The 26,992-nt window shown below is 40.5% G+C and carries 15 protein-coding genes; 7 read left to right on the forward strand and 8 right to left on the reverse strand.

Going from position 1 to position 26,992, the window contains the following annotated elements; all coding sequences use genetic code 11:
* Positions 1 to 71: 71 nt before the first annotated feature.
* The 6 genes from V7O62_RS00865 (at position 72) to V7O62_RS00890 (ending at position 6,515) form a co-directional block, all read left to right on the forward strand.
* Positions 72 to 554, forward strand: coding sequence for a hypothetical protein (locus tag V7O62_RS00865; protein ID WP_406657129.1), 483 nt, complete (start codon positions 72 to 74; stop codon positions 552 to 554).
* A 322-nt stretch (positions 555 to 876) separates the two neighbouring features.
* Entirely contained in the window at positions 877 to 2,571 is a 1,695-nt protein-coding gene (locus V7O62_RS00870) for a type II/IV secretion system ATPase subunit (RefSeq protein WP_406657130.1), read from the forward strand.
* Positions 2,552 to 4,384 carry a type II secretion system F family protein gene (locus tag V7O62_RS00875; RefSeq protein WP_406657131.1) on the forward strand — a complete coding sequence of 611 codons (1,833 nt, stop codon included), beginning with the start codon at positions 2,552 to 2,554 and terminating at the stop codon, positions 4,382 to 4,384. The genes V7O62_RS00870 and V7O62_RS00875 overlap by 20 nt, the downstream gene beginning before the upstream one ends.
* An 8-nt stretch (positions 4,385 to 4,392) precedes the next feature.
* Positions 4,393 to 4,797: a type IV pilin N-terminal domain-containing protein gene (locus tag V7O62_RS00880; RefSeq protein ID WP_406657132.1), complete on the forward strand. Its 405-nt coding sequence runs from the start codon at positions 4,393 to 4,395 to the stop codon at positions 4,795 to 4,797.
* Positions 4,798 to 4,835: 38 nt separating this feature from the next.
* Positions 4,836 to 5,981, forward strand: coding sequence for a hypothetical protein (locus tag V7O62_RS00885; RefSeq protein ID WP_406657133.1), 1,146 nt, complete (start codon positions 4,836 to 4,838; stop codon positions 5,979 to 5,981).
* 195 nt (positions 5,982 to 6,176) lie between these two features.
* A complete protein-coding gene (locus V7O62_RS00890; RefSeq protein WP_406657134.1) occupies positions 6,177 to 6,515 on the forward strand; it encodes a winged helix-turn-helix domain-containing protein in 339 nt (112 codons plus the stop codon).
* Positions 6,516 to 6,537: 22 nt separating this feature from the next.
* Here V7O62_RS00890 and V7O62_RS00895 read toward each other — a convergent pair whose 3' ends face one another.
* The 4 genes from V7O62_RS00895 to V7O62_RS00910 all read right to left on the reverse strand — a co-directional run bounded on the left by V7O62_RS00895 (position 6,538) and on the right by V7O62_RS00910 (position 16,937).
* A complete protein-coding gene (locus tag V7O62_RS00895) occupies positions 6,538 to 7,044 on the reverse strand; it encodes a hypothetical protein (RefSeq protein WP_406657135.1) in 507 nt (168 codons plus the stop codon).
* 226 nt (positions 7,045 to 7,270) lie between these two features.
* Complete coding sequence (locus V7O62_RS00900) at positions 7,271 to 9,451, reverse strand: hypothetical protein (protein WP_406657136.1); 2,181 nt, start codon at positions 9,449 to 9,451, stop codon at positions 7,271 to 7,273.
* Between the two features lie 433 nt (positions 9,452 to 9,884).
* Positions 9,885 to 11,636, reverse strand: a complete 1,752-nt coding sequence (locus tag V7O62_RS00905) for a PQQ-binding-like beta-propeller repeat protein (RefSeq protein WP_406657137.1) — start codon at positions 11,634 to 11,636, stop codon at positions 9,885 to 9,887.
* Positions 11,637 to 11,867: 231 nt separating this feature from the next.
* Positions 11,868 to 16,937, reverse strand: a complete 5,070-nt coding sequence (locus tag V7O62_RS00910; protein WP_406657138.1) for a PQQ-binding-like beta-propeller repeat protein — start codon at positions 16,935 to 16,937, stop codon at positions 11,868 to 11,870.
* A gap of 1,152 nt (positions 16,938 to 18,089) precedes the next feature.
* Between V7O62_RS00910 and V7O62_RS00915 the strand changes: the two genes are divergently transcribed.
* Positions 18,090 to 18,563 carry a DUF4430 domain-containing protein gene (locus V7O62_RS00915; RefSeq protein ID WP_406657139.1) on the forward strand — a complete coding sequence of 158 codons (474 nt, stop codon included), beginning with the start codon at positions 18,090 to 18,092 and terminating at the stop codon, positions 18,561 to 18,563.
* Positions 18,564 to 18,626: 63 nt separating this feature from the next.
* Here V7O62_RS00915 and cobN read toward each other — a convergent pair whose 3' ends face one another.
* The 4 genes from cobN to V7O62_RS00935 form a co-directional block, all read right to left on the reverse strand.
* Positions 18,627 to 22,394, reverse strand: a complete 3,768-nt coding sequence (cobN, locus tag V7O62_RS00920; RefSeq protein WP_406657140.1) for a cobaltochelatase subunit CobN — start codon at positions 22,392 to 22,394, stop codon at positions 18,627 to 18,629.
* Between the two features lie 181 nt (positions 22,395 to 22,575).
* The gene (locus V7O62_RS00925; RefSeq protein WP_406657141.1) at positions 22,576 to 23,424 is read right to left on the reverse strand and encodes a sirohydrochlorin cobaltochelatase; all 849 of its coding nucleotides are present in this window, start codon (positions 23,422 to 23,424) and stop codon (positions 22,576 to 22,578) included.
* 59 nt (positions 23,425 to 23,483) lie between these two features.
* Positions 23,484 to 24,764, reverse strand: coding sequence for a nitrogenase component 1 (locus V7O62_RS00930; RefSeq protein ID WP_406657142.1), 1,281 nt, complete (start codon positions 24,762 to 24,764; stop codon positions 23,484 to 23,486).
* Entirely contained in the window at positions 24,761 to 26,980 is a 2,220-nt protein-coding gene (locus tag V7O62_RS00935) for a nitrogenase component 1 (RefSeq protein WP_406657143.1), read from the reverse strand. Before V7O62_RS00935 ends, V7O62_RS00930 begins: the two co-directional genes overlap by 4 nt.
* Positions 26,981 to 26,992 lie beyond the last annotated feature (12 nt).

Consider the following 26,992-nt stretch of genomic DNA (forward strand, 5'->3'; position numbering starts at 1 on the left):
GAACATTTCTTATTCATATAGTTACTACTACATCACACAAGATTTATATTTACTAAAAATATATTATCTGTGTGCGCGTTAAAGTCAATTTAAGTATTTTTACTTCAAGATTAGCATTAACAGTCTTTACTATCTTCATATTAGTACAAACTACTTCAGCAGTATCACTTGGTGTTTCTCCTCATAGTCTTCAATTCGACATGGAAAGAGGATTGATTCAGAAGAACATCACTATCATCAACAATGGAAATGATGTGATGAATTATAAAGTATATGCAGGCAGCGACTATTCTGAGTGGGTTAGCATTTCTCCTTCGGAATTTGTGCTTTCTCCTGGTATAACTCAAGATGTTACTGTGTGCTATACTCCAACAGAAGATTTGATAGGCAATACTACGTTCAAACTGAACATCGTTACAAAACCAACAGCTGATAAACTTGGAATTGGTGCAGGTATAAGGATACCTGTAACTGTTCTTGCTGGTGCAAATGAAAAGATCTCTGATGCTTCATTCATCACATCATTTTCCCGATATTTCGTGAATTATCTTTGAAAATATAATGTTTTATTTAGGGTTGATATGCATGCAGGGAATTATTAATCCTTGGTTTAGCTAAAAAGGTAACATATCTAATCCAAAATCAAGTCTTTATATACTTCTTTTTTTACATAACTCAACCGACAATAAATTACTGTTTGAATTCTGTTTATACAACAACTACAATTGGTTTTTGTGTAACAAACTGCAAAAACGGATGAAATGTTTTCGGAACTCAACGACGTATACACAGATAGCACAGTAAATAGCTTCGCATTTCACGTTGCTGAAAATACTATTTACACTACTGAACTAAAAACGAAGAAACATGGGGGTTTTGAGCATAAGAACAATCATTAACAAGTTTAACAGTTCAGTGCTGCAGGTAGTGTCATCAGTAAGCATGCCTGAAAAACCAGGTTTATTGAAAAACATCTTTAGTCATTTTTCTGGGAATGGTGACTCACAACTGCTTGAAATACCTGAGCCAACTGATGATCTTGTCTCATTCCATCCACCGGCACATATGGAGGAAGTAGAGAGATATTGGGTTGATGAACCATATTGTTTTATCTCCATCTTATATGATACACAGAAAAAAACAACCAATTATTATGTTGTTGAACCGAAACTAAACAAATTTGAAAAAACACTATTAGAAGATTTTAATAATGTACTGGGTGATCAGCTTACTATTTCTAATCCTCAGGATGAAGAAGACTTCGATTCAATTGACAGGTACAAGTTGCTAAAGGAAAATACCAAACAGACCTTGACGAAATACTTTGATCTACAGAATCGGACATTTGAGAAAATTTACTATTATCTGAAGCGTGATTTCATTGATTTTGGTCCTATAAGCTCAATAATGAAAGATCCAAAAATCGAAGATATATGGTGTAATGGGGTAAATGTTTCTCTATTTGTATATCACAAAGCTTATGGTAATATCAAGACAAATATAGTATTTTCAAATGATGAAGATCTTGATCACTTTGTTACTCTTATTGCACAGCAAAATGGCCGCCATCTTTCGAGATCGACTCCTATAATTGATACTGTCATGCGTGATGGATCTCGTATAAATATTACATATGGACACGATATAAGTCCAAAAGGCAGTTCTTTCAGTATACGCAGACAAAAGGAGGCACCACTGACACCACTTGATCTTATTGCGTGGGGTACTTTTTCGTCACAGATGATGGCTTATTTCTGGTTCTGTATGGAGCATGGAAAAAGCATATTGTTCTGCGGTGGCACTGCTAGCGGCAAAACTTCATCATTGAATGCTATTTGTCTCTTCATTCCTATGAAAATAAGAATTGTTACTTTAGAAGATACTCCGGAGATTAACCTTCCTCACAAAAACTGGATATCAACAGTAACAAGGGATGGAATATCAATGAACAAAATGGGCACCATAGACCTTGAAGCTCTGCTGCGTGCATCCTTAAGGCAAAGGCCTGAATACTTACTTGTAGGTGAGGTCAGGGGCCGTGAGTCACAGACACTTTTCCAGGCAATGAATGCAGGGCATGCAACATGCTCTACGTTCCATGCGGGATCTCCCAGAGAAGTTATAAACAGATTTACTAATCCCCCAATAAATGTTCCTCCTGCTATGTTCAGTGCTCTGGATATTATTTCGATGCAATCCAATATATATGAAGGAGGAATCGAAAAAAGAAAAGCTTCACATATCGCTGAAGTTATTGGAGTAACAAATACAATTGAGTTGCAAGACACATTTCTATGGGATTCTCTTACGGATACATTTGAGTTTTTAGATTCAAAAGTACTTCAGGACATTGTGAATAAAATTGGTATTTCAGAGGATAAAATATATGAAGAACTCAAGCGAAGAGCCGTGTTTCTTGATCTGATGCTTGAAAATGGGATAAGAGATTACTATCAATTTATTGAATCAATAAATGCCTACAACAAGGACCCTGAAAAAATAATTGAGCTTCTGATTTCAGGTGAGCAATACAACGGAGAAATAGTTGAAAATGCAAAATCCAGTAATTAGCTTCGGTTTTGTCAGGCAATATGCCAAAAAGCGCTCAGATAGGTATGATTATCTGATAAACAACCTCAGAGCTGCAAGAATGGATGTCCACTATTCCACATATATTGAGCAGGGATTCATATATTCCGTCCAGACATATGCACTTGTACTGATGTCTTTGTTCCTGATGAATTTTTTAAAGGATATGCCTATTTTCGAAATACTCAGGACATATGAGCACATATTTTTTTCAAGCATTACATATTTTATCCTACCGATAATTTCAGCTTATATTGTTTACTGGTCCTACCTACAATATCCACGCTTTATTGCCTACTCACGTGCCACTAAAATAGATGTGTTGCTTCCTCATGCCTCCTCTTTTTGCTATGGAATGACAAAAGGAGGCACACCTATATATGAAACAATCAAAGAGCTTGCGGAAAATCCGCACATTTACGGTGAGATTGCAACCGAGGCGCTTTGCATTGTGCGAGATGTTGAATTACTGGGTGATGATCTTGTTAAAGCTGTAAAGAATACTGCACATACCACACCATCTAAAACCTTTCATGATTTCCTCGAGAACCTTGTTCCCATGATACAGGGAGGAAGTGATATACACCAGTATTTTGCAGTTAAAACAGAACAATACTTCCTGCATGCAAAAAAGACTCAGGAAATGTTTATCAAAACGCTGGAAATAATCTCTGAAGTCTATGTTGTTGCTTTTGTGGCTGTCCCTATCTTTTTACTAATTACTCTTGTGACCATTGGGCTTCTCAATCTAAGTCAGACATCTTACCTTTTCCATGCTCTGTATCTGGGGCTTCCATTAGGTTCCATAGCATTGATTGTATTGATTGATTCTATATCTCCGAAAGAGGAACTTGGGATTCATTACGTAAACAGAGATGTTCTGAGAAAGTCTCATTCAACTGAAGAGGAAGAGATCGATGAAGAGAATTATGAATCAAACCTTAAAAAGTATAACAATAAAAAATTGAAGAGAAAAATTATAGGTAAATTAAAGAACCCACTTGCACCGGTCCTTCAAAAGCCCATATATGCATTTGCTTTCAGTGTACCTTTAATGGCCATGCCATTTTTACTGATGGCAGATGATTTGAATAAACAAATTGTCCTGTCTGTAATTATTGGCATCCTGCCTGTCTCACTTGCTCATGAATATAAAGTAAGAAGACTAGCAAAACTGGATAAAGCAGTACCTGATTTTCTAAGAAGGCTTGCCGAGGTTAATGAAATGGGAATTCCTATAAACCATGCTATCAGCCTTCTCTTAAGATCTGATGTAGGTTTACTATCAGGTGAGATAAAAAGAGTATGGCTTGATATGGAATGGGGTGGTGAAATGAAAGATGCACTATCACGTTTTGAGAATAGGATCGGTACACCTGCAATAAGAAGAGCGGTTACACTTCTCGTAAAGGCCACTGAAGTCAGTGATGATACGAGAGATGTACTTTTGATAGCTGCTGAGGATTCAGAGAATATGATAAAGCTAAGAGACGACAGATTTCAGACAGGTTTTGTCTACCTGGCGACTGTTTACATAGCTTTTGGAACATTTATGTACGTTTGTTATTCTTTCTCAACCCAATTTATACCATCCATGTCAAATCTTGGGGGAGATGGTCTTCTCAATATTGAGCAGATAACCTCCACAATGTTTAATGCATGTGGCATACTGGGTTTCTTTTCGGGTCTTATACTCGGTGAGATGGCACATGGTAATATTTTTTCAGGATTCAAGCATTCTGTTATATTCCTTGTGTTGACGTTTGCTTCCTTTACAACGCTTATGAATTACTAGGTGAAAAAATGGCTTCTGAAATGGTTGGAGAGGTACTGAAACTTGCAATAACAGTGAGTCTGGTAGCTGTATTATCTATAGGCATTTATACTCTTCTGCCAGAAGAAAGAGCTCCCCATCTCGAGATTGAGATGAGTTTCAACCAGAGTAATCCACAAATCATTGAAATCACTCATGTTGGAGGAGACCCCATCAGAACCAAGGATGTAAAGATCGAGTTATCCAATACAACCGACATTTTTGACAAACAATACTTTGAACTAACCGATCTTACAAGTGAGAACTTCTGGATATTCCCCCAGACCCTGCACCTTGATACCAGTACATTCTTGAGTAACAACACGAGTGAAGTTAAGATTTCGGTAATTCATCAACGGGCAATACTAGCTATTGGAGAGGTCAAAAAAGTATGATCAAATGCATTTTTGCAGACCGTGAAGCAGTATCCACCGTGGTTGCTGCCATACTCATACTTGCAGTTCTCACAACATTCATCACTGCTATCAACGCTTACTATATACCGTCACTTGCTGCTGAGAATGAGATTGATCACATGCAGAACGTGAGAAATGGCTTTGTAGAACTTGCCTCGTTGGCTGCTTCAGGAAGTTCAAATGAAAAAGTTCAAATTCCACTAGGAAGTGAACAAATGCTTTTTGGACCTTCGGTTTCCTCAAGCGGAACGCTAACTGTGGAGGAGGATAGCAGCTGGATTAATATTTCCATGGAAGATGTGACTGAACCACGCAAGGAATTTTATGATGAAACTAATAATCCTCCTTTTGTAGTCAATCTATTATCTGTTTCTAGCTTATATGCTGTGAAGTTGCCAGATACATCTACAAATAAATATGAAATCAATATTGATTCTGACAATTGGATATCTGCTGAATGGGATACATCGAGCACTTTAAGAGTAAAAACTCGCAGAAATAATGAAACAGTATTCCATCGCAGTGTTGCAACACCATTGGAAGGTACCGATGAATATTATGCATTTGATCTCTTAAATCCTGTTTATGGCTTTTCTGAGGTCTTAACGAATGTTCAAAAACCATTTAATCTTAACTTTCAGAGTGGTTTATTCTATGTAGAATACGAAAAACTACCACCTTATGAATACGATGAAAGACTCTACACTTCCGATAAGTATCTCAACATAAGTACAGGCTGCTTCAAATACAGGTCATCGAATAATTTCTGGATAGATCAGGAGTTCATTTTTGAGAACGGGGCTGTGATATTACAACAATCCACCAGTGAAGAATCACTGGTCAGGTCAAAACCTTTCATCACATTGGATGAAAATGGTAAACTTTTAAACATGCATATATTCAATGTGGTTGGAGTTGAAGACAGTATGAGTGGAAATGGAATTACCACAATAAATGTTCAGGTTGAGAAATATGAAGAACAAATATACCCTTATGTCGAGAATACCACTGTAGAAATCAGGTCTGAATATTGCGAGGCGTGGGAAAGATATCTAGCAGGTATTGAGAATTCAACGATTTCAAATGGTGAAATGGTTACGGCATCTTTCTACAATAAAAGCGTGAAGATCAGCACTTCTGACATAAAATTTATCATTCCATAGGAATGAAATTGAATGTTTGTTATGAATTGGTCTTATTTGCATATTGTAAAATGCATTAATATATTGGCAAAAAAGCTAATATTTATTTTTTATTAAATTAAGCTAATAAATAAAATAGAAACAATTATCATCATAATGACTATTAGATAATAATTAATGGAAATATTTATATGAGTGTTAATCATCCAATATGGCATGGGTACTGATGACTTCAAAATGATAAATGCACTTAGCAACGAAACACGTTTAAAAATGTTTATGCACCTCAACGACAAAGATATGCATATATCAAATGTTGCCAGGGAATTGAAGATTTCTATTCCTGTTGCTTCAAAGCATGCATGTGTACTTGAAGATGCGAACCTTATAAAAAGAAAAGTATTTGGAAAAACACATGTTCTTTCCATTAAAAACAAAAAGATATGTAAAACTGAAGAAAAAAAGAATGTACCTTTAAACAGTGATTATCACAAAATTCTCGAAACAATCGAATCCCTCAAAAGCATTACACAATCAGACCCCAAAAAAGCTTAAAATTTGATTGTTATAACTTATTCTAGAATTGTTCTCTTTCTGTATGATCTAATACTCCTGGCTTATTTCTTTTTGACCGGACAGTAATTGTAAATCCAAACAATAATAAAATTGCCAATCCTGCAAACAACCCTTTGTTTGAGACTTCAATATGTACTGGAATTTTGATTCCACTTCCGACTTCAAAATCTGATGTTGAAGAAGTAGCAATTACATAAGTTTTCATGTCATATTCACCGTTTGCAGTAATAGGGGGTTTCACTGCGATTGTCACTTCTTTATGTTCTCCTGATACTAGGCTGAAGTTGTTTGGCGATATATCAAACCAATTTATGTACTCATCATCGACATAAACGCGGTAATTTGAAGTTCCTGAACCATCATTTTTTACAAAAAGAGTCTGTTCATTCCCAATTCCAACATGAGCATCAAAAGTCAGGTTTGCCGGAGATACGCCTACACCGATAGCTTCTACGGTTGATATAAAGCTAATACAGATGATCAGAAATAAAAAACACTTTTTCATCATTCTTCTAAACCAGATTTTGTTGTGTAAGGAATATGTAAGTGTTAACCAATATTAAAGTTATTCCCATGAATTAAACATGTTACTTAAAACTTAATTTGTTAAGTGTTTTGACTAAGATCTGATACTATATCAGAACAATATTCATAATCAAAAGCTGAGAGGATCAAAATGGGCAGCTTTTCTTGAAATATGTGATACTTGTGCCAGAATAATAATGGCTATAGTACTATGGTCCCATGGTCAGTTCCTGAACATTGATTATCTGACCACTGCCTGTATCGACGATAAATAAACTAAATTCAGTTCCTTCGTAAACTATTGAATCTCCAATTATTGCACACTCTATTGGTCCTGTTTCTTCTGTAAAATGATTGTAAGTGTGAGATTCAGTTTCAAAGCTTATCTTGATCTGCTCAGATGCGGTCAAAGGCTGCAAATCCATTGCAACATTTCTGGTAATCTCATTGGATGGATAGAATGCAAAACTCTCTTCAGACAGGAATACTGTTTGTGGGAGTATACCTGTTGTAGATAATATTACCTTAAAATGTTCTCTGTACAAGGACGATCCTCCGGAGTAGTTCAGAGTAATATTTTCTCCTGAAATAGAAGCATTGCCAGTGAAAGTCGCAATATCAAAAGGATAATCTGTTTCACTGTCTTCATTAATTGTTACTGCTTCGTCGAAGAGAACTTCATTAGATGGTATATGGATGATCTTTAATGATACGTTGTCTCCTGTGTGTAGTGTATCATCTGCAGGGTCCGCAGGATTATCTCCCCAATCAGCAAACATAGCCTGCATTCCGGTTATACTTCCACTTGGACTTAGTACATAATCGCCTACATCAGGATCCCAGATTACGTCCTGATTATTAGAAGAATCATAAGCTATCATTATAATTCCCGGAACTAACACAAAATCTCCGAAGGATTGACCCGTTGTCGGGAAATTACCCTGATTCCAGAAAGGTGATGTTCCTTCAAATGAAAAAGTTTTTGTATTATTAATGCCGGGTAAAATTTCCCTTGTCTTAAAGTCTCCTCTAGCATTTGGATTGGTAGTTATGATCTTCAAATCCTTTGTATGGATCGTATCGCCTGCTGTTTGTTGAATACTCAGATAACTCATGTTTCCATATGCTGTTGAGATATCCTTATGCAGCTCAACATGGAAATCAGCAGATGGTCCTCTGAGAGGCTCAGGCAAACCATTGACCCAGCAATGAATCCATTTTTGTAATTCTGTGAAGGTAATAGGTTCTTTTTCGACTAGCTGTGGGATTTCTTCTCCTCCCATTATAAGAAGTCCAGAATCCAGAACGTCGTTAAAACGTGTATCTATTAAAGATAGCCTGAATACTTCGCCTTCACAAATTATCTGTTCAGCAAGTAGTGGATTACAGGTGGTTTTTGTTGTGCCATCAAAAGGGTCAGTATAAGAAAAGCAATTGTTTTCAAATGAAATATTGATAAAATCCCTAGGCAAAAGTGGTGAATTTGGAGGATATGAGATTACATCCCCAGGAAGATAACCATTCATAGTAGGTAAACCGTGAGATATTTCGATTGCAACGTTTTCTGGATATACTGTGTTCCCACCAAAGTATTCCAGTGTAATCTCCCCATCCACGACAGAGGATCCCATTTTAAAATTGGCAGTACCGTTAGCTAAACGAATTGGGTATGTTGGATAATCAGAAACCATGACTTCCTTTTCAAAAAGAATCTCATTCTTTGAAGAATCAACAAGCATTACTGAAACCACGTCACCGGCGTGTAGTGAATCATCTGCAGGGTCTGCTGGATCATCTCCCCAGTCAGCAAACATTGCCTGCATACCGGTCATTCTTCCACTTGGCCCAATATGATATTCTCCCTTTTCAGGAACCCAGATTGCACCCTGATAATTTGAATATTCATCAGCAATAACTGTCATACCGGGTTGCCAGATGTACTCGCCAAAAAACTGACCCGTTATCGGGAAGATATTACCCCGATTCCAAAAAGGGGAAGTGCCTTTAAATGAAAGGGAATTTGTATTGTTACAATTTGGCATGAGAATCATTGTCTGGTTGCCACGGGCATTAGGATTGAACGTGACTATCATGAGGTTTTTAGTATCAATAGGCTCCCCACGGGTCTTGGTGAAGGTGATGTAGCTTCCATTACCAAAATATGTATGACAATCTTTTATGAGTTCTACTTCATATTCTTCCGATGTGAGTGGAATATTGTTAATCCAAAAATGAACTATCTCCTGCATTCTTTCAGTTTCAACTGCTTTGTAAGAGCATGATGCTTTGATTTCCTCATAGGATGTGCATGATGCAGGTATACTGCAAAAGCTGATTAGAATCAGCAGTAATGCAATCAGATTAATATTCCAGCGGCATAAAGAACTCATTTTTATCGCCCAAACTATCCTTTTGGCATTTATAAATAATAATTATGTATTCGCTTAATATTTGTGTAATGACGTGCTATGCACAATTACTATTTAAATGCATAATAATAGGTAAGACATGTTATCTTAAAAAATGATATACAAATAGCCCGTCATCGTCCTCTGAAATATCCGTATTTGATCTACGGAACAATAGATGATAGTTTGAGACAATATCTATTCTGTTTCCATAACTACAATGATTCAAGAAAAATGATACTAATTATCGCAATTAAACAAATGTTCAAAGCAGGATTTATAAATGCTTTTTAATAGTGTATATAAGGAGGACTGTTTAGAAATAGTGCTGACACTGTTGCAACTAGAATGTCAAACTAACGATAAAAGAACTGACACAATAAATGAAAAAGAAAGGGTAGTTCCCTCTCTAAGATTACATTTGTGTCTGGCTCACAAATGCATTGTACATTTCCATCACAGTGGCAAAGTCAATGTCAGCACCTGTCTTTGGTGCACCGGTCTGGCCTACAAAGCAATTATACGCTTCCATGACCTCGGCAAAGGTGATCATTTCACCGTCATCTGAATCAGGATCATTCCAGGGGTTCCAGTCATTTATTGTTATATAATGATTTTTTGTCTCACTATCACTGTATGGACCTTTGGTCACAGTTAAGCTCACATTATACGTACCTGCAACTGTATAATCAAATTGTGGATTGTGCTCAGTGGAATCCACAATACCATCATTGTCGAAGTCCCACAACCAGTTTTCAGCACCTGTGGAATGGTCTGTGAATTGCACAGTCATCGGCGCATAGCCATAGGTAACATTTGCTGAGAAGTCAGCAACAATATCGATACCTAATGATTCAGGTGTCGCAAGACCAAAAACATATGACCTGTCATTACCGTAGAAAAGCCAGCCATCAGATATTGTCACTCCCTGTAATGTATACTGGTTCATTTCCGGAGGTGCCGTATAGGTCCATTGCTCGATTCCAGATTCATTGAGACAATATACTGTTCCGCTTTCAACATTGGTTGTGAAGTATATGTATACCTCACCATCGCCGTCATCATAAGCTGTGCTGACTACTGGTGATGACTGGATAGCAGTGGCATTATCATAGACCCAGAATATCTCAGAAAGGTTAGTTGCATTGAGACAGAAAAGCCCGGCTCCCGAATCACCCCATACAGAACCTGAACCTACATATACTCTACCATTATAAACGGCAGGTGTAGATTTACTTTTAGAAATATATGCATGCTGCTTATCCGTGGTATTGAAAGTTCCATTGGAATTTAGACCAAGGGAGTATATGTACCCCCCCTCTGAGGTGAAGTAGATGCGTTTCAGTTCTTCAGCATAGGAGATGGAAGACCTGATGCGATCTGAAGAAACACTGAATTCTGTGGATACGTCCAATTCTTCCCTGAGGGTTCCATTGGACTTGTATACTGATACGAGTTTACCTGCTTCATCTCCATAAATCAGATAATCACCTATAGGCGCGGCACCTGCCCAGTAGTAACCACTTCCAGTAGTGGTATTGCGTTCCCAACACATTGTTCCATTATCGTAATAGCAGTGATATTTGCACAGATCTGCGATACCTGAACTCTCCGGCACCCAACCACCAAAATAGACCCTGTGGTCTTCATAGACTACGGGAGTGTTCAGTTGATAGTTTACATAGGCTGTGGGATTGCTTGGATTTGGTATTCGTTCATCTGCAATCCATTCCACATCACCTGTACTCATATTGACACAGAAAAACTTACCAGATGTCGTGGGAACAAATATGCTACCATTGCCTGCTGCAATACTTCCTATCTGGAATCCTCCTCCAAACGAGGAAGTTTCCCATATTTGGGTTCCGTTTTCTATATATAGTGCCCGTAAAACATGGTCATGGCCCACCACATAAAGAATATTGTCTACTACAATGAAAGCTGAATCAAAACCAGCTCCTAGGCCGGGACTTGTTGGTTGTGCGGCCCACGAGATTCCGTTTTCAACAGGATAGGTTCTTGGTGCTTTGTCAACTGTAACGCCATTATTGTATTTGTCTTTCTGGAACTGTTTCCAGTCAGATGCCGATGCTGCTGATGTCACCAGCAATAGTATCAGCGATATAATTATGGTGAGGGTTATCATTCCTGCTATGTCATTTCTCATCGTTTCTTCCCCTTACTCATTTTCATCAAGATTGTGTTAACTAAAGATCGTATTGTTAAAATCAGTATGAATTGATTGTTATAACATTCATGAAAATTTGACTTTGAAAAAGCCTTCTAACCTCTAACAGGTAAGCCAACTATCTTTTGTCCCTGTAAAACAGGTATAGATTTCTATAATTTTTTGTTAAAAAGAAAAGTAAAGGCGGGATAGCACCCACCTTCATTCATATCACATTGGTACCTGATCGATGAATGCATTGTACATTACCATCACTGTGGCAAAGTCAATGTCAGCGCCTGTTCCCGGAGCGCCGGTCTGATCCACGAAACAGTTATAAGCTTCCATAACCTCGGCAAAGGAAATGAGTTCCCCGTCGTCAGAGCCCGGATCATTCCATGGGTTCCAGTCACCTGTTTCTTCACCAAAGGCATAGACCTTCTGGAATCCTACTGTGTAAAGGACACCATTATGCAGTGCAGGTGTTGAACCACCGAGATCTGATTCCCAGATCAAGCTTCCATCAAATGCATCCAAGGCAACTGTGCGTGTGAATGATCCCATTCCACCACTGTCTGTGAAGTAAGACTCAGCTCCTGCATAGACAACACCGTCAGAAACTACAGGTGATGTGAACCATGAACCAGCTTCGTCACTTGTCCATACAACGTCACCTGTGAAGGCATCGAAACAGAAAGTGTGTTGATCAATCATAGCCATACCGGCAGTGACATAGACATAGCCATAAGCCACTGCTGGTGTACAGTCAGTGCCTATCATCTGGCCAGCCATGCTTGACTGCCAGACAACATCACCAGTGATCTCATCCAGTGCATAGACGTACTGGGTACCCCATGACATATCATATGTTGTAATGTACACAAGACCGTATTTTACGGCTGCAGAGCCCATGACATTGTCAATTGCCCTTGTCCATACTACATTTCCATCCATGTCAACACAGTTGACCTCATCGTATGATGTCAGGAACAGGTAGCTGTTGTTGTAAGCAGGTGTTCCCTGTGCATTTCCATTTACGGAGATGTTCCAGAGTTCAGCTCCGGTCTCTTCATCAAGACAGAAGTACTGCGCTCCATCCCAGTTACCAACAATAACCTTTCCTTCAGCAACCAATGGACCACCGTTGGTGTTCATTGGCATTGATCCCCATATGAGGGTACCGTTGTTAGCATACCTTGCACCGTCTCCAGCTGTAAATACGACACCATTATGATAAGCCGGTGTGGCCCATGAATCATAGGAGTTGTAGTTACTGCCATTTCCAAAGGTGACACTCCATACAACTGAACCATCGTTGATATCGAGTGCAGAAAGGTTGTTATAGCCGTCAGTAGCCCATGAATTTTCCTTATAGTCACTGATCACAAACATAAGACCAAGGTCCTCAGCTATGGTAATAGATGCTCCGTCCTCTGCGTCAATATCAGCTGATTCCCAGAGAGTTGCGTTGGTCTTTGGTCCGGGTGTACTTGAGTATCCGGTATGCTGAAGATCACCCATGAAGTGTTCCCAGCTATCATCAACAACTTCCGCAATCGGGGAACCGGTGACTTCTGTTGAAAGATCTCCTTCTCCAAGACTGCTGACCGCACTGACCTGATAGTAGTAGGTTTGACCGTTGGTTACATCATGGTCTATGAATCCGGTGATATCTGCAGCAATGGTCTCATATAGTGATCCTGCTCCTGAACTTGTACCTTTGTAAATGTTATAAGAGCTTATTGACTCATCACTTGCAGGTTCATCCCAGTCGAGATATACATACCTGTCACCTTCTGATCCAATCGAAACAACTGGTGCTTCTGGTGGTTCCGGAGGTATCGCTATCTTGTGACTTGCTGCGTCCCATGCACCCATGAGTGGATATTCCTCAGCACCGCCATAGCTGCTTGTAATGTTATCATCGCCAACGCCATCGACATTGGTATCAATTCCTGCATACTCTGAGTAATAGTTACCGAGATAGCCGGTATGACTCACACCGCCGTAGGTGTAGGTTACAGGATAAGGAGTGCTACAATTAATTCCTGTATAGAGTTTATATGCATAAGCTCCATTAAAATTATTCAGGTAGGCAGTTGTGCCCTCACGCATCTGCACCCTTCCAACACCTCCAACATAAGTGAAGTCGTTTAGGTATGCAGTTGAGTTGTAGTAAAAGTACACATACTCACCTGAATCAATAAGAGTTGCTTCATTCTGGTAAATCGTGCCGTCGAAGAACATATCACCGGTAACATTCAGGAATGTGTTGTTCCGAATGATGTTAGTGGTTTCAAGTCCATCTCTGAATTTGACTTTGTCCACTCCATCAATAACATTGTTTTCGACAAGAGAAGTTGCAGAACAAGAAAGATCATCAGCAGCAGTCAATATATTATTTCGGAAAATCATATTCTGGCCTACAATATCCACGCCATCTACATCCCAATCTCCTTCATAGAGATTAAGACCTGTACCGCTGTTGCCTTCAATTCTTACGTTGTGACCCTCAACATTCAATCTACGAAGACCGGAGAAGGTACAATCAAGTACAGATGAATCATCATAAAGACAGATATACGTCTCGTATATATTGTATCCTTCTAAGAAAGTGCAACCTTCAAATGTCAAATTGTTAATAATCTGATTTGGGATTAAGTTGTCTGGCTCGTACTCAGAACCGTCAGGTCGAAGTCCAAAATCACCAATAGTAATTCCATTGAAAGTTATTCCTGAACCATCACAACCTGTGGTCTCACTTGAATTCTCCCTGCCTGGCTTAATGTAGGCAGGAGTAGTGCCTGCATCAGGAGTAATGATCACTTCACCTCCATTAGCTATGAAGCTCAGGCTGCTCTTGTTTATATACAGATCTCCTGAATTATTGTAAGTACCGGGTGCCATCATGATTGTATCGCCATTCTCTGCAGCATAGATCACATCCTGCAGGTTCATGCTTTCGTCGATGAAGATCAGTCCGCCAGGAGTTGCGATTGTGTCAGTTGCTTCATCCCATGCACCCACAAGTGGGTATTCCTCGATACCACCATAGCTGCTTGTCATGCTGTCGTCACCAATACCATTACCATTGTTATCATTGCCAGCATAATTTGAGTAGTAGTTACCGAGATGGCCTGTATGGCTTGCACCAGCATAGTTGTATACTACAGGTGCAGGTGTACTGTATGTTGCAGGATATAATCTAGGGGCTGCGAAATTGCCCTCAATATTGTTAAGATAATAAGTTCCACCTTCATAGAACTGAACATACTTACTGGTGGAAGTTCCGGTATAGCTCATATCATTATTGTAAACCTGGCCTTCCAATTTCATAGAGCCGCCACTGAGTTCATTGTCCCTGATGACATTGGATGCATTCCCATAGATATAAAAGCCACTTCCATCAATGACATTATTTTCAAACAGGCAATCTCCATATTTGTAGCTTATATAGGAATTCGTCAGTTTATTGTTTCTGATAGTTACATTAACGCAGTCAGCTGAAATAGAAAGTTTATTTGCGTAGGATCCACCTTTTAATTTTGTATTGCTGCCTACATTATCCTCAAACAGTACATTATCACCTTCAATATATACATATTTAGTACCAAGATCTAAACTACAACTCTTTATTACTGAATTGTGAGTCAAGGTCACATAGTTACCGTTGATTGTACAGTCTTCAAACCTTAGACTGGTTCCATCTTGATTTACTAGCCAGTCTTCAATAGATCTGCCTATTTTATCTACTCCATCAAAAGTGATTCCATAGAAAGCTGTTCCTGAAGCATCACAACCTAAAGTATCACTGGCATTCTCCCTACCACTGATGATGAGGGAATAGGTACTGCTTGCATCATCAGTAATGATAACTTCTCCGCCATCAGCCATGAAAGTCAGGTCGCTTTTATTGATGTACAGTGCCGTCTCTCCTGCGTTATACCAAGGCAGTGAGAAATAATAGGTACCTGGTGCCATCATGATTGTGTCACCATTCTCTGCAGCGTAGATCACATCCTGCAGATTCATGTTGTCGTCAATATAGATTGTATTAGGTTCTTCAGCTATTGAATCGGCTGTTGCAAAACCGAAAGCATAATCAGCATCTGTGCCGAAGAATATCCAGCCGTCTGAGATCGCTACACCGCAAAGTGTGTATTCTGTCTTTGCTATATCTCCATAAGACCACTGCTCAACTCCAGACTCGTTGATGCAGAATACACCATCTGCTCCCCAGTTTTCGGTAAAGTAGATGTAGATCTCACCGTCACCGTCATCGTATGCCGTACTTATGACAGGGGATGACTGAACCTGTCCACTTACCGGGAAGTGCCAGTCCTTTGTGAGGTTGTTTGCATAAAGACAGTGTAATCCACCGCTACATCCCACATACACCTTACCTTTGTAGACCACAGGTGTGGAAGTACTGTAGCCTATGTTTTCATGAGCCTTATCTGTAGTATCAAAAGTTCCATCTGGATTCATACCCAGAGCATATACATATCCGCTTTTGGAAGTGAAGTAGATCCGATCCAGATCTTCAACATAGTTGACTGCTGACCTGATCTCATTTGCAGTGACACCAAATTCGGTGGATACATCGAGAGAATCAACAAGAGTACCATTAGCTTTGTACACGGAAACAAGGTAACCTGCATCATCTCCATAGATAAGACAGTCACCTATAGGTGCAGCACCTGCCCAGTAGTAAGTGCCACCTGTTGTTGTAGCACGTTCCCATACTTTTGTTCCGTTATCGTTGTAGCAGAAGTATTTTTGGGCATTCATGTCACCGAAATATATCCTGTGGTCTTCATAGATCACAGGTGTTATGATCTGCCCTGTTTCGGTTGCAGACCACTGAACAGTACCCGTGTACATATCGATAGCGAACATATTCCCATCACTGGTGGGAACAAATATACTGCCATTTCCTGCAGCCATGTTTCCAAGTACGCGACCACCACTTGTGGAAGTTGCCCACTTTTCAGTGCCGTTAACCTTGTAGATTGCCCTCAGCTTATTGTCGTCACCGACCATGTATACAATATCGCCTATGACTAAAGGTACGTTATCGAAACCCGACCAAGAACCACCAAGTGTATAGGAATTTTCCCATGAGATGCCGTTTCCAACAGGGTTGGTAATCGGTGCTTTGTCAGATGTTATTCCATTGTTGTAATTATCTTTCTGGAATGTTTCCCAATCAGATGCAGATGCTGCTGATGGCAATAGTAGTAATATCAGCAAGATCCCCATAATAAAAGTGAGACTTCCTTTTTTTCCCTTTGTTATCATTTTTATCTCCTTTATCTATTTGTTACCAGTTGGGAAAACTTGAAGAATCAGTGTTTCGATAGTTGAGCAGGTGATTAGCTTTCTATAAAAAAGACAAATGTTGAAATTCTCAACACTTTAATATTAGCCCCTCCAATCATGTACTTTCTTAAGGACATTGTTTCCACACTTCTCTTAGAGATATATATGCCAACTGATATAGATTACTTAACATAATGAGGCTCTATACAACATCGATGGAAGTGCTATTGCTTTGAGCTTTCCATTTAGTTAATTACTTTTTGGAATTTGTTGTTGTATTTCTACCACATCAATTTTTAATAAGCATGAAATGCGCATGCAAATTTACATACGAATATTTCATTTCTTATCAATAATTTCGAAACTCATTATTTGATTTAAGCATAATTTTTTAGCTAAGATACATTATCTTTTGAAGTAATAATAAGTTAATATTTGTTAGCATTTAAACTAATATGTGCAGCTAAAAACCGATATAATCTTTTAATCAAGAAAATTACATGATTAAGTTAAACAATGCTTATTATCAATTTCAGAAATTTAATTTAGAAAATTAGTTAAGTATAATTATAATATGAATAAATGCGTCCAATATACTGGTTTCCCATGGTTCCACCGTATTATTCCATTCAGAACGTGTGATTTGTGCTTATTGAGCTGTTATTCCTTCAAAGTATGTCACCAGACATATCTTCATTAAGATTTGCCCCTTTTCATAATCAACATCCTGTATAGATCCCTATAATACTTCCTTTAAGTTTCTTAGCATCAGGAAAAGTGAATAAGGATTATTTTCCCGAATCCACAGTTTTTGTTTTGAGGGTTTCAGGGTTAGAACTGTCATCTACAACAAAGAGTGTATTCTTGTTATACATAGTTCTTCACAAGTGCAACTGTGCTGGAATAGAAGTTGAAATCGCCGTCATCAAGCGTCATGTTGCTTCAAAGACTTATAAACATTATCATTAAAACATATATTTATTAGTGTATCGATAACTTTTTTATACTAGATATCTAATATATTTTAATCATGGATGTAAAGTAATTGGAATGTGAAAATACTGATCAAATAATTCAGCTATGATTTACTTTTCAATTACCTTCATCCTTAAATTAAAGGAGAAATAATTGATGAAAACCGAATTAATTGGAAAAATAGCAATTGTCGCACTTCTTGCAGTAGCATTGCTCACTGTGCCAGCATTTGCATGGGAAATTGAAGAAGATATAGATCTAGAAGTAGGTACATTTTCATTCATCCCTTCAAACAATGCAAGTGCCAGTTACACAGTTGATCGAATGACAGATCTTGGCGCCCTTCAAGCAGCTGAGGACGATAATATACTGACCTTTAATGCAACTGATTACTGGTATGATGACTATGGATCTTTCTATCTTGTAGATATTAATGGGGTTTCTGATGACTATGCAAACAATAAGGCATGGTTCATTTACATAGACAATGTAAAGACCTCATATGGCCTTGGACTTAATGATGTCGAAGAAGATCAGACTATACAGTTTAGGTACTATGAGTACAATACAACTACTTGGGAACCCATTACTACTACCAAATACCACGAAATGGACCTTAATATAATTTAATACAGTGTGAAATAATTCACATCTTGTGAAATCCGGAGTTCCGGATTTCTTTTACTTTTTTGCTTAACGTAGCAGCGGCCTATAGATTAAGTTCATTCCTTCAAGTATATCCTCGGTTTCCAGATATATTTCAGTTAGCTTTTGAACTGTCTCATCATCGGCATCCCACATCCCCCTTTGTACTGCTTCCAGCAATCTTCCTGCCATCTGACGAAGTGCATAAGGGTTATTTTCCTCTATCCACTGTTTTGTTTCTTCATCAAAAAGGAACTTTTCACTTACAGCCTGATACATCCAATCGTCCATCATGTCGGCAGTGGCATCCCATCCGAATGCATAATCCACCATTGCTGACAGTTCCTGTGCTCCACGATAACCGTGTGGTTTGAGGCCTTCAAGCCATTTAGGATTCAGTATCCTGCTTCTGAATACGAAGCGTCCTTCCTCGTCAATGGTTCTTGTCTTCAGGCGGTCCGGGTCTGAACTATCACCGACAACTGAAACCGGGTTTTTATTACCATAAGTATTAACGCTTGCTACCATTCCTCCATGATACATGAAATCATCGTCATTATCGAGTATGTCCATTTCTCTGGAATTATGGTTCTTTACGGTTACATCCAGGCGGGCAAGACGCTGCTTGAAGAGATCCGGCATTTTTTCACCTTTAAGCTTACGCGTGTAAGCGTGTGCTCCCCATGTAACATACGTATCAGCAAGGTCTTTTTTCTCTGACCATTTGGATGATTCGACAAGTTCACCGACACCAACACCGTATGTTCCCGGAGGACAGCCAAATATCCTGACCAGAGCCCTCTCCTGAGCTTCCTGCTTACTCAACCCCTCCTTTATCGAATCTATCAGGTCCTGTTGAAGGTGCTTCCGGAGATAGTTTTCATCATCAGACTCGTCCAGCATGGCAATTGTTTCAACACCTTCATCGATCAAATCCACAAGGTTTGGGAAAGCGTCACGGAAAAGCCCACTGATGCGCAGTGTGACATCTACCCTGGGTCGTCCCAGCTCTTCCAGGGGTATAACCTCAAGACCTGTTATGACACCACCCCTTGCAGACCACAAGGGACGCAAACCCATGAGCCAGAGTATATAGGCAATGTCATCACCACCGGTTTTCATGGTATCGGTTGCGAAGACCACAATACCCACACTCTCAGGATAGGTTCCCTCTTCATTGATATGCTTCTCAATCATCTGTTCTGCAAGTCCTTTTCCGACTTCCCAGGATGCCGGGGTCGGGATTACCGCAGGATCAATGGAATAGAAATTCTTTCCGGTCGGAATAAGGTGGGAATTTCCACGTGTAGGAGATCCCGAGAGGCCAGGGGGCACATAAGCTCCGTCAAGTCCTCTCATACAGTTCAGCATTTCCTCTGTACTTTTTCTTAAATTCGGAGCGATAGAAGCACAAATGTGGGAAACAACCTGCCTGATTTTCTCATTATGATTCGGGAAATGTGCATCGCAAATTGTGAAACACTGTTTGGAATCATAATTCCTCTCACCCATCTTATCGATGAGTTCCTTGGCAAGCTCGTCAACCTCTTCAAGTAAAATTCCTTTCAGATTCCCTTTTCCGAGATGCAGCTCTGCAGGATTATCCTGCAGATCCCTGAGTTCAAGTCCCATATTTCTCGCAATACTTTCACGCAGGGAAGGTACCTGTCCGTTCTTAATCCTTGTAAGACTGTAAACCATTTCCTCGAAGCGTTTCCCGGAAGGAGCCCTGCCAAAGATGTGAAGCCCGTCCTTTATGATATTGTCTTTGACATCACAGAGGTAATCATAGAGTCTTTCAAGCTCAGTTTCGATCTCTTCGGGAGTGATATCATTTTTGAGATGGAGGTCGTTCAGCAGCTCAAGTTCAATGATATCATGATATATGTCCTCTAGAAGCTGTTCGGTCTTGACATTCTCAATACCGCTTTTGGCCCTGAAGTAGTCCTGAAGTTTAATTTCAAGATCAAGTATCGCATCGTAGCCGTCCGCTCTTGCCATTGCAGGTATAAGGTGATCCAGTATAACGGCCCAGCTACGTCTTTTGGCCTGTATTCCCTCTCCGGGGTTGTCCATTATATATGGATACAGATTGGGTATATCGTCCAGTACGATATCAGGGAAACAATTGTCAGACATTCCCACTGCCTTTCCAGGAAGCCATTCAAGAGTTCCGTGCGTACCCAGATGAATTATTGCATGGACTCCGAACTCTTCCTTCAGCCATCTGTAGTATGCCAGATAATGGTGTGGCATGACTAGATCTGTATTATGATACATGGTCTCAACCTGTTCCAGAAAACCTCTTGGAGGTTGCAGTCCAATGAAAATATTGCCGTTCTTCACACCCGGTATTACAAGGGATTTATCACATACAAAAAAGTCACCTGGTGGCTCTCCCCAGTCCCTGCAGATCTGACTGGCAGGAAGTTGTGGGATAGTCTCAAACCATTCCCTGTATTGTGATTCAGGAATCAAAGCAGAAGCTCTTGTTTTCATGTCTTCGGGAGAGAGCCATTCACAATCATTGCTCACTCCGGCAAGAATTTCTTCTACGACTTCATTTCCGTTCTCAGGAATGTTTTCCACATTGTAACCTGCTTTCCTGAGACTGCCAAGCATTTCCACAACGCTCTGGGGTGCATCAAGTCCGAAGGCACCTCCGATGCCATCACTGCGGGGAGGATTCTGGTGCAAAATAATTGCAAGTTTTCTTTCACTTACAGGAGTTTTCCGTAGCTGTGCCCATTTCTTTGCAAGTCTTGCAACTTTGGATATCCTTGGCATTATGGGGACAGCTTCCCTTGTACCGTGCCCTTCACCACTTTCTATGGAGGCTATCGGAACTGTTATGATCTGCCCGTCATACTCAGGCCATACAATATTTGAAGAAATCTCCATGGCTCCGAGACCTTGGATGCTTTCATTCCATTCATCATAAGAATAATAAGTTGTCATTGCCTGCAAAACAGGCACATCAAGCAGATTAAAGAAATTAAAGATCGCCTCCTTTGTCTTTCCGTCACCCGGAGATGAAAGGGAGAGCTGAGAGAATCCCATATTCAATATCAGTACATCTATTATTGTCTGATTGTCTTTTATAAAATATTGTTCCACAACTTTCCGCACACCAAGGGAACCGGTGACAGTATTCGGAGCTGACTGGCAGAAAACAGGTAGTACGCTCATGCCTTCGATTTCCAGTGAACGGATCAACGCATCAACAGCTTTCAGGTCACCTGTAAGCCACTGACCCTGCCAGAACATGATTCCGACAGTAGGTCTGCATGAATCCAGTTTCCCTATATAATCTTCAAGTGAAATGTCCTTTTCAAAATCCGGGTGGTAAACACCATCTATTTTAGGATATATTGGTTCGGGTACGGAAATATCAAGATTGGCAAGATACTTGAGAGCCCACAGGAAAAGAGCTTTTGAGTTCTCTTCTCCGGCGAGCTGGATATAGGTATTTACGATATTGAAGTTACTGTCAGCTAATTTGAACAGGTATTTAAGTTCGTGCATTTCTTCCTGAATTTCACTCTGAATGAATATGGGTGCATCCAGACTTAGCAGGATTTCTTTCATCCGCGGGAATTTCTTAAAGTAAGCCGTTCCTCCATGCAACCTCAAAACAATAAAGTCTGCCGATTTAATCAGGCCCAGGCATTCCTGAAACATCCTTTCATCAGAGTCAAGGTTTTCAGAACTGAAAGAAAATACTTCTACATCGTATCCTGATGATTGCAGTGCTTTTTCCGCTTTCAGAAATGACTGGTTTGCTCCCGTACCGGCTCCAATATCCACTATTCTCATATTATCCCTTTTCTGTTGATTTTTGTGGGGCAGACTAAATCAAATAACAAAAATAAAAATGAGAAGACATTGACTTTGTGTCTGATTAATTTTAGTCGTTGTCTTCTCTTTGTTTTCCCAAATGCCGGATCTGTCAAACTTTGTGTGGCAATCGCAGACAAATCCTTTTAGCATTTACATTTTAAAGAAAACCGTGACTTTTTCCGGTTTCGGCAAGAGATTCAATAAGCAAACCTGCTATTTCGGCAGATTCGGCAAGAACCTTCTCACTTATGGAAACTGAATATCCGGCAGCTTCTAGCTTATTTTTCCATGAGTTCGCATTTTCACCGCTCAGCTCATAATGGGCATGCTTTCCAGGTATCAATGCGAGGGGGGCAAGTGTGACCTTTTTGGCATTAATGTGTTCAAGGCGTTTCATTACCCAGTCAGCTCCCGGATACCCGTAAGAGCTGCCGACAATGATTTTGCCACCTGTAATGTCGTCCATGACAAGCTGAAGCTGACAAAGGGAAGGATCAGCGCCGCCTTCATCCATGGATGAAACCAGAACTAATGCTTCATTGTCCCCCGGATTTCCGAAATATGAAGACAAAGCTTCTGCTGCTGAAACGTAATCCTTTGTATCCATCAGGAGTGGCTTGCCTATCAGTATGCCGTCGATACCAAGTGAGCCATGTTTACCTGAGAAATTGTTAAGGCTGCTGACTACGGTATATAGTGAGTGCAATCCGTCTCCTGGTGTAATATACAGAGGCTGTACTATTATTTTTGAGAAACCTTCATCCAGAAGGTCTGCTAATGCTCCAAGCGGACTTCTCTCTATTATCCCATCCTCAGCCATTATCTGCCTGACAAGTTCTGATGCAATGGCATAGCGCATCACTGCACCGGGATATGCGTTTTTAAACGCACCAACGCAATTATCGAGTATCTGTTTTGCTCCATCCCCGGTAGTGCCGGTGGTTACCAGCAGGATAGCTGTCTTTGGGTTTTTTTTTATTTCATGTCCTGTACTTAAATTCTCCATTTGTTCTTTCCTCCTGATTTTGTTACAACCCTTGAAGAGTCATAAAAAGTAAAAATGCCTCAGGGCATCACCCTGAGTCCGTTGAATATCTCTTCCAGCAGGAACAGTGAGCCGTGGATTCCCATGTAAGTCCTTGGAAGGAAATTCAGGTATCCTGATGAGGGAAGTGCTATCTCCACGCCGGTCCTGCAAAGCCTCTCTTCCCGCATCATTTTGACACTGTGACCGTCTGCAAGTACTACATCTACCGGAAGGCATTCACTGAAAACATTCCAGTTATCACCGAAGCCTTTCTCATCAAGAAAATCCTTAATCCGGGCTTCAATTTCCGGATCTCCTCCCGGAAGGGTTTTCACTCCGGCAGGTACCATTCCCAGGTACTCGTACAACCACTTCATTACTGGTAGAACGACAGAGCTGTCCGCATTAATCGCAAACGTGGCACCTTTGGGCAGTCCTGTGAGGGAATGGAAGCGGGCAATCTTATGGTAATGCTTTTTGCGCTCTTTTGTAAGCTTCTCAATCCCTGGCGAGGGATCAAGAGACATCGCTGATGCTACGGATTTGAGCCACTGTCCGGTTGCATCATAACCGACAGGTGCTCCTTTAGGAGATACTACGTAAGGGATACCGAGTTTTTTCTCATACCATTGTGCGATCTTCAGGCCATATTCCGGAAAAACTACCAGGTTATATGCAGCTGATGCAGACCTGCGAATTTCATACGTGCTTGTTCCGGCACATATGACGGTTTCAACTTCAACATCCAGGTAAGAAAGCAGTCTTTTCAATTCATCTACCGAACTATCCCAGTTACTGTGGTAAAGTGACATCCCGATAAGATTCACTTTCCCGGAACAATTTTGAGACCTGCCTAGTTTCATCCATTTAAGAATTTCAATTACAGTATGTTCGAATCCTTCACAAATTGCGGAAGAATATCCAGCATTTTCAATTGCAAGACATCTCCGGGAAAGCCCTGCATCTTCCATGAAGCGTTTAAGGTCATCTCCTATCAATGAAGCACCAGGGGAATTAACAACAACTATCAGATCGGCATTTTTCGAAGCAATTGCAGGAAGAATCCTCTGGAGTTTGTCGGTTGAACCTGCAACGTAATCATCACCTTCCAGATAGGTACATGGAACACGTGGTTGTCCGAAATAGAATTCTTCTATATACCCGAGGGGATCAAAGGAAGAAGCCCTTGGATACTGGCAGTCGGATATGTGGGAATGGTAGAATTTACATCCTGTGGGACCATTGAGCACGACGATAGCATCTTTTATACCTTCCACTGCCAGCAGGGAACCCGTAAAAGCATCTGCTGTCAGCGTCATGATGCATCTCCTCCGTCAAGCTTCCATCCTTCCACGACAGGCAGTCTCATAAGCCTGCTCCATCGCCGGGCCAGGTTGAGGCCGCTCCTGAATCCTACATCCGGTGAAAATGGAATGGCATCGTGGTGAACGCCTTCTCTGGAGATCAAAGGCGGATAATTCGACAGTACAAGGTCAGGACTCAATGTCTCGATATCCTTTTCCCTTTTTTCGGCATTATACTCATATTCCACAGGTAAAATGCCTATATGCTGGCTCCTGAAATCTATGGGACTTACTGCTGTCACAAGGCCGACCCTTACTATTATCATACCAAGGTCCAGTATAGTATCGATTATCCAGTCCAGATTGGGATTGTAAGCACTGATCAGGACACGTTTTCCTTTCAAAAACTGGCGAAGTCCTGAGATTTCCCCGTCATAAAGCATTTTTTCCTTCAGTATCAGGCTTCTTGCTTTGGATTCCCTGTTGAATGTCTCACCAAGCAATTCAACCCACTGCGAGCTTTCCCTGAAACCTATCGGGAAAGGAAGGTCAAAGAAATTGATTCCAAGCTTTGAAGTGAGCATTTCTGCCATGACTCCACCCGATTCACCGTTATATGCCAATTCCCGGTGTGCCAGAATGTTCAGTTCCGCTTTTTTGAAGTTCTTTATGTTTTCAATGCCTGTGTTTGCAAGAAAACGACAATTCACTTTTACATCCAGTTTTCCCAGAAGTTCTTTAATGGTTTCAAAATTCGAATTAAGATTATCTGAAAGTGTTTTTTCTCCGATAATGTTGACCAATCCCTTTTCCTTCTCAACGTCAGGATCGATCATGTCAGCGACTACCCGGCTACCTTCTACAAGGCCCTGTGCAAAGTCGCCTGCAAGGTTTCCATCAACAGGCACGGGAATTATTTTTTTATCGGGGAACTTTCGTTTAACAGCTAAAATAGTATGTTCAATATCATCACCTATCAGGCCTGAAGGACAGGTAGTTACCACAAAAATATTGTCCCATCCGTTTGAAGCTGCATTTTCAAGACAGGAATTGAGCTCTTCACCCCCTCCGAAAATGAATGCTTTTTCATCCATGTCTGTTGAAACGAGGGACTTTTCCCCGTGTTCGGATATGGCTGTTCCGTATCTTGTATTTGCGTTCAGCAATGTGGTACTGAGAAAGTGGGAAACGATATGGGAGCAGCTTCCCGGACCGTGAGCAATAGTCAGTGCATCCTTTATCTGGGAGGTGGCGCTTACCGCACCTGCAAATGAGCAGCCTTGCAGTGGCTGCTTATTCTTCACACTTTTCGTGAAGAAATTCATTCTTTTGCCAGAGGAAAGAGAATTACCATCTGCTTTTTTGGCAGAAACATCCGGTTTTAAATGATAGTGTTTTTGTCCGGTTTCCCGGGTTCTGCCAAGCACCAGTGCTTCCATTTCACTGTTTGTAAGAGGGCTGGCAGAAAATAGTTGCGCGCTTCCTTTTGATATTTTTTTCACATGGTCAGCAAGCTGTTTGAGCAGTACAGACGGGCTTGACTCGGGATACATACTGACAACCGTTTTTCCCTGTTTTTCAGCTTCAGCAAAGTATTCACTTCTGGGAATTGAGACAACTATCGGCAACTTGACTGCTTTTGCAAAAGCCTTTACTTTTTCATCTTCATGTTCAAGTCCCCTGCTATTATGGATTATACCTGCCACACGGGGAGATGCCTCATCAAAATTCTTGATTCCCCGAAGAATATTGTTAGCGGCATATAGTGCCATATACTCGCCTGAAGTTACAAGAAAAACAGCGTTGGCATATTCCCTCCTGATGGGAACTGCAAAGCCGCCGCATACCACATCACCCAGCACATCATAGATCGTTATATCGAAAGGTATCTCCTGTATCCCGAGATTCTCAAGAACTTCGAAGGTAGTCAGTATACCACGTCCCGCACAGCCAACCCCGGGTTCCGGTCCACCTGCTTCAACGCAGGCAACACCTGCATACCCTTCGAACAGAATGTCTTCCAGAATTCTCTCTTCGGGAAGTTTTTCGCGTATGTAATCCAGTACGGTAGGTATCGATGCACCGCCCAGAAGAAGCCTGGTGGAATCGTGTTTTGGATCACAGCCAACCTGCAGGACGCGATTTCCACGCTCCCCCAGTGCAGCCGAAAGGTTAGCCGAAACTGTGGATTTCCCTATACCACCTTTTCCGTAAAGTGCAATCTGGATCATCGGTATCCGATT

The sequence above is a fragment of the Methanolobus sp. ZRKC2 genome (genome assembly GCF_045291185.1).
Classification (GTDB): Archaea; Halobacteriota; Methanosarcinia; order Methanosarcinales; family Methanosarcinaceae; genus Methanolobus.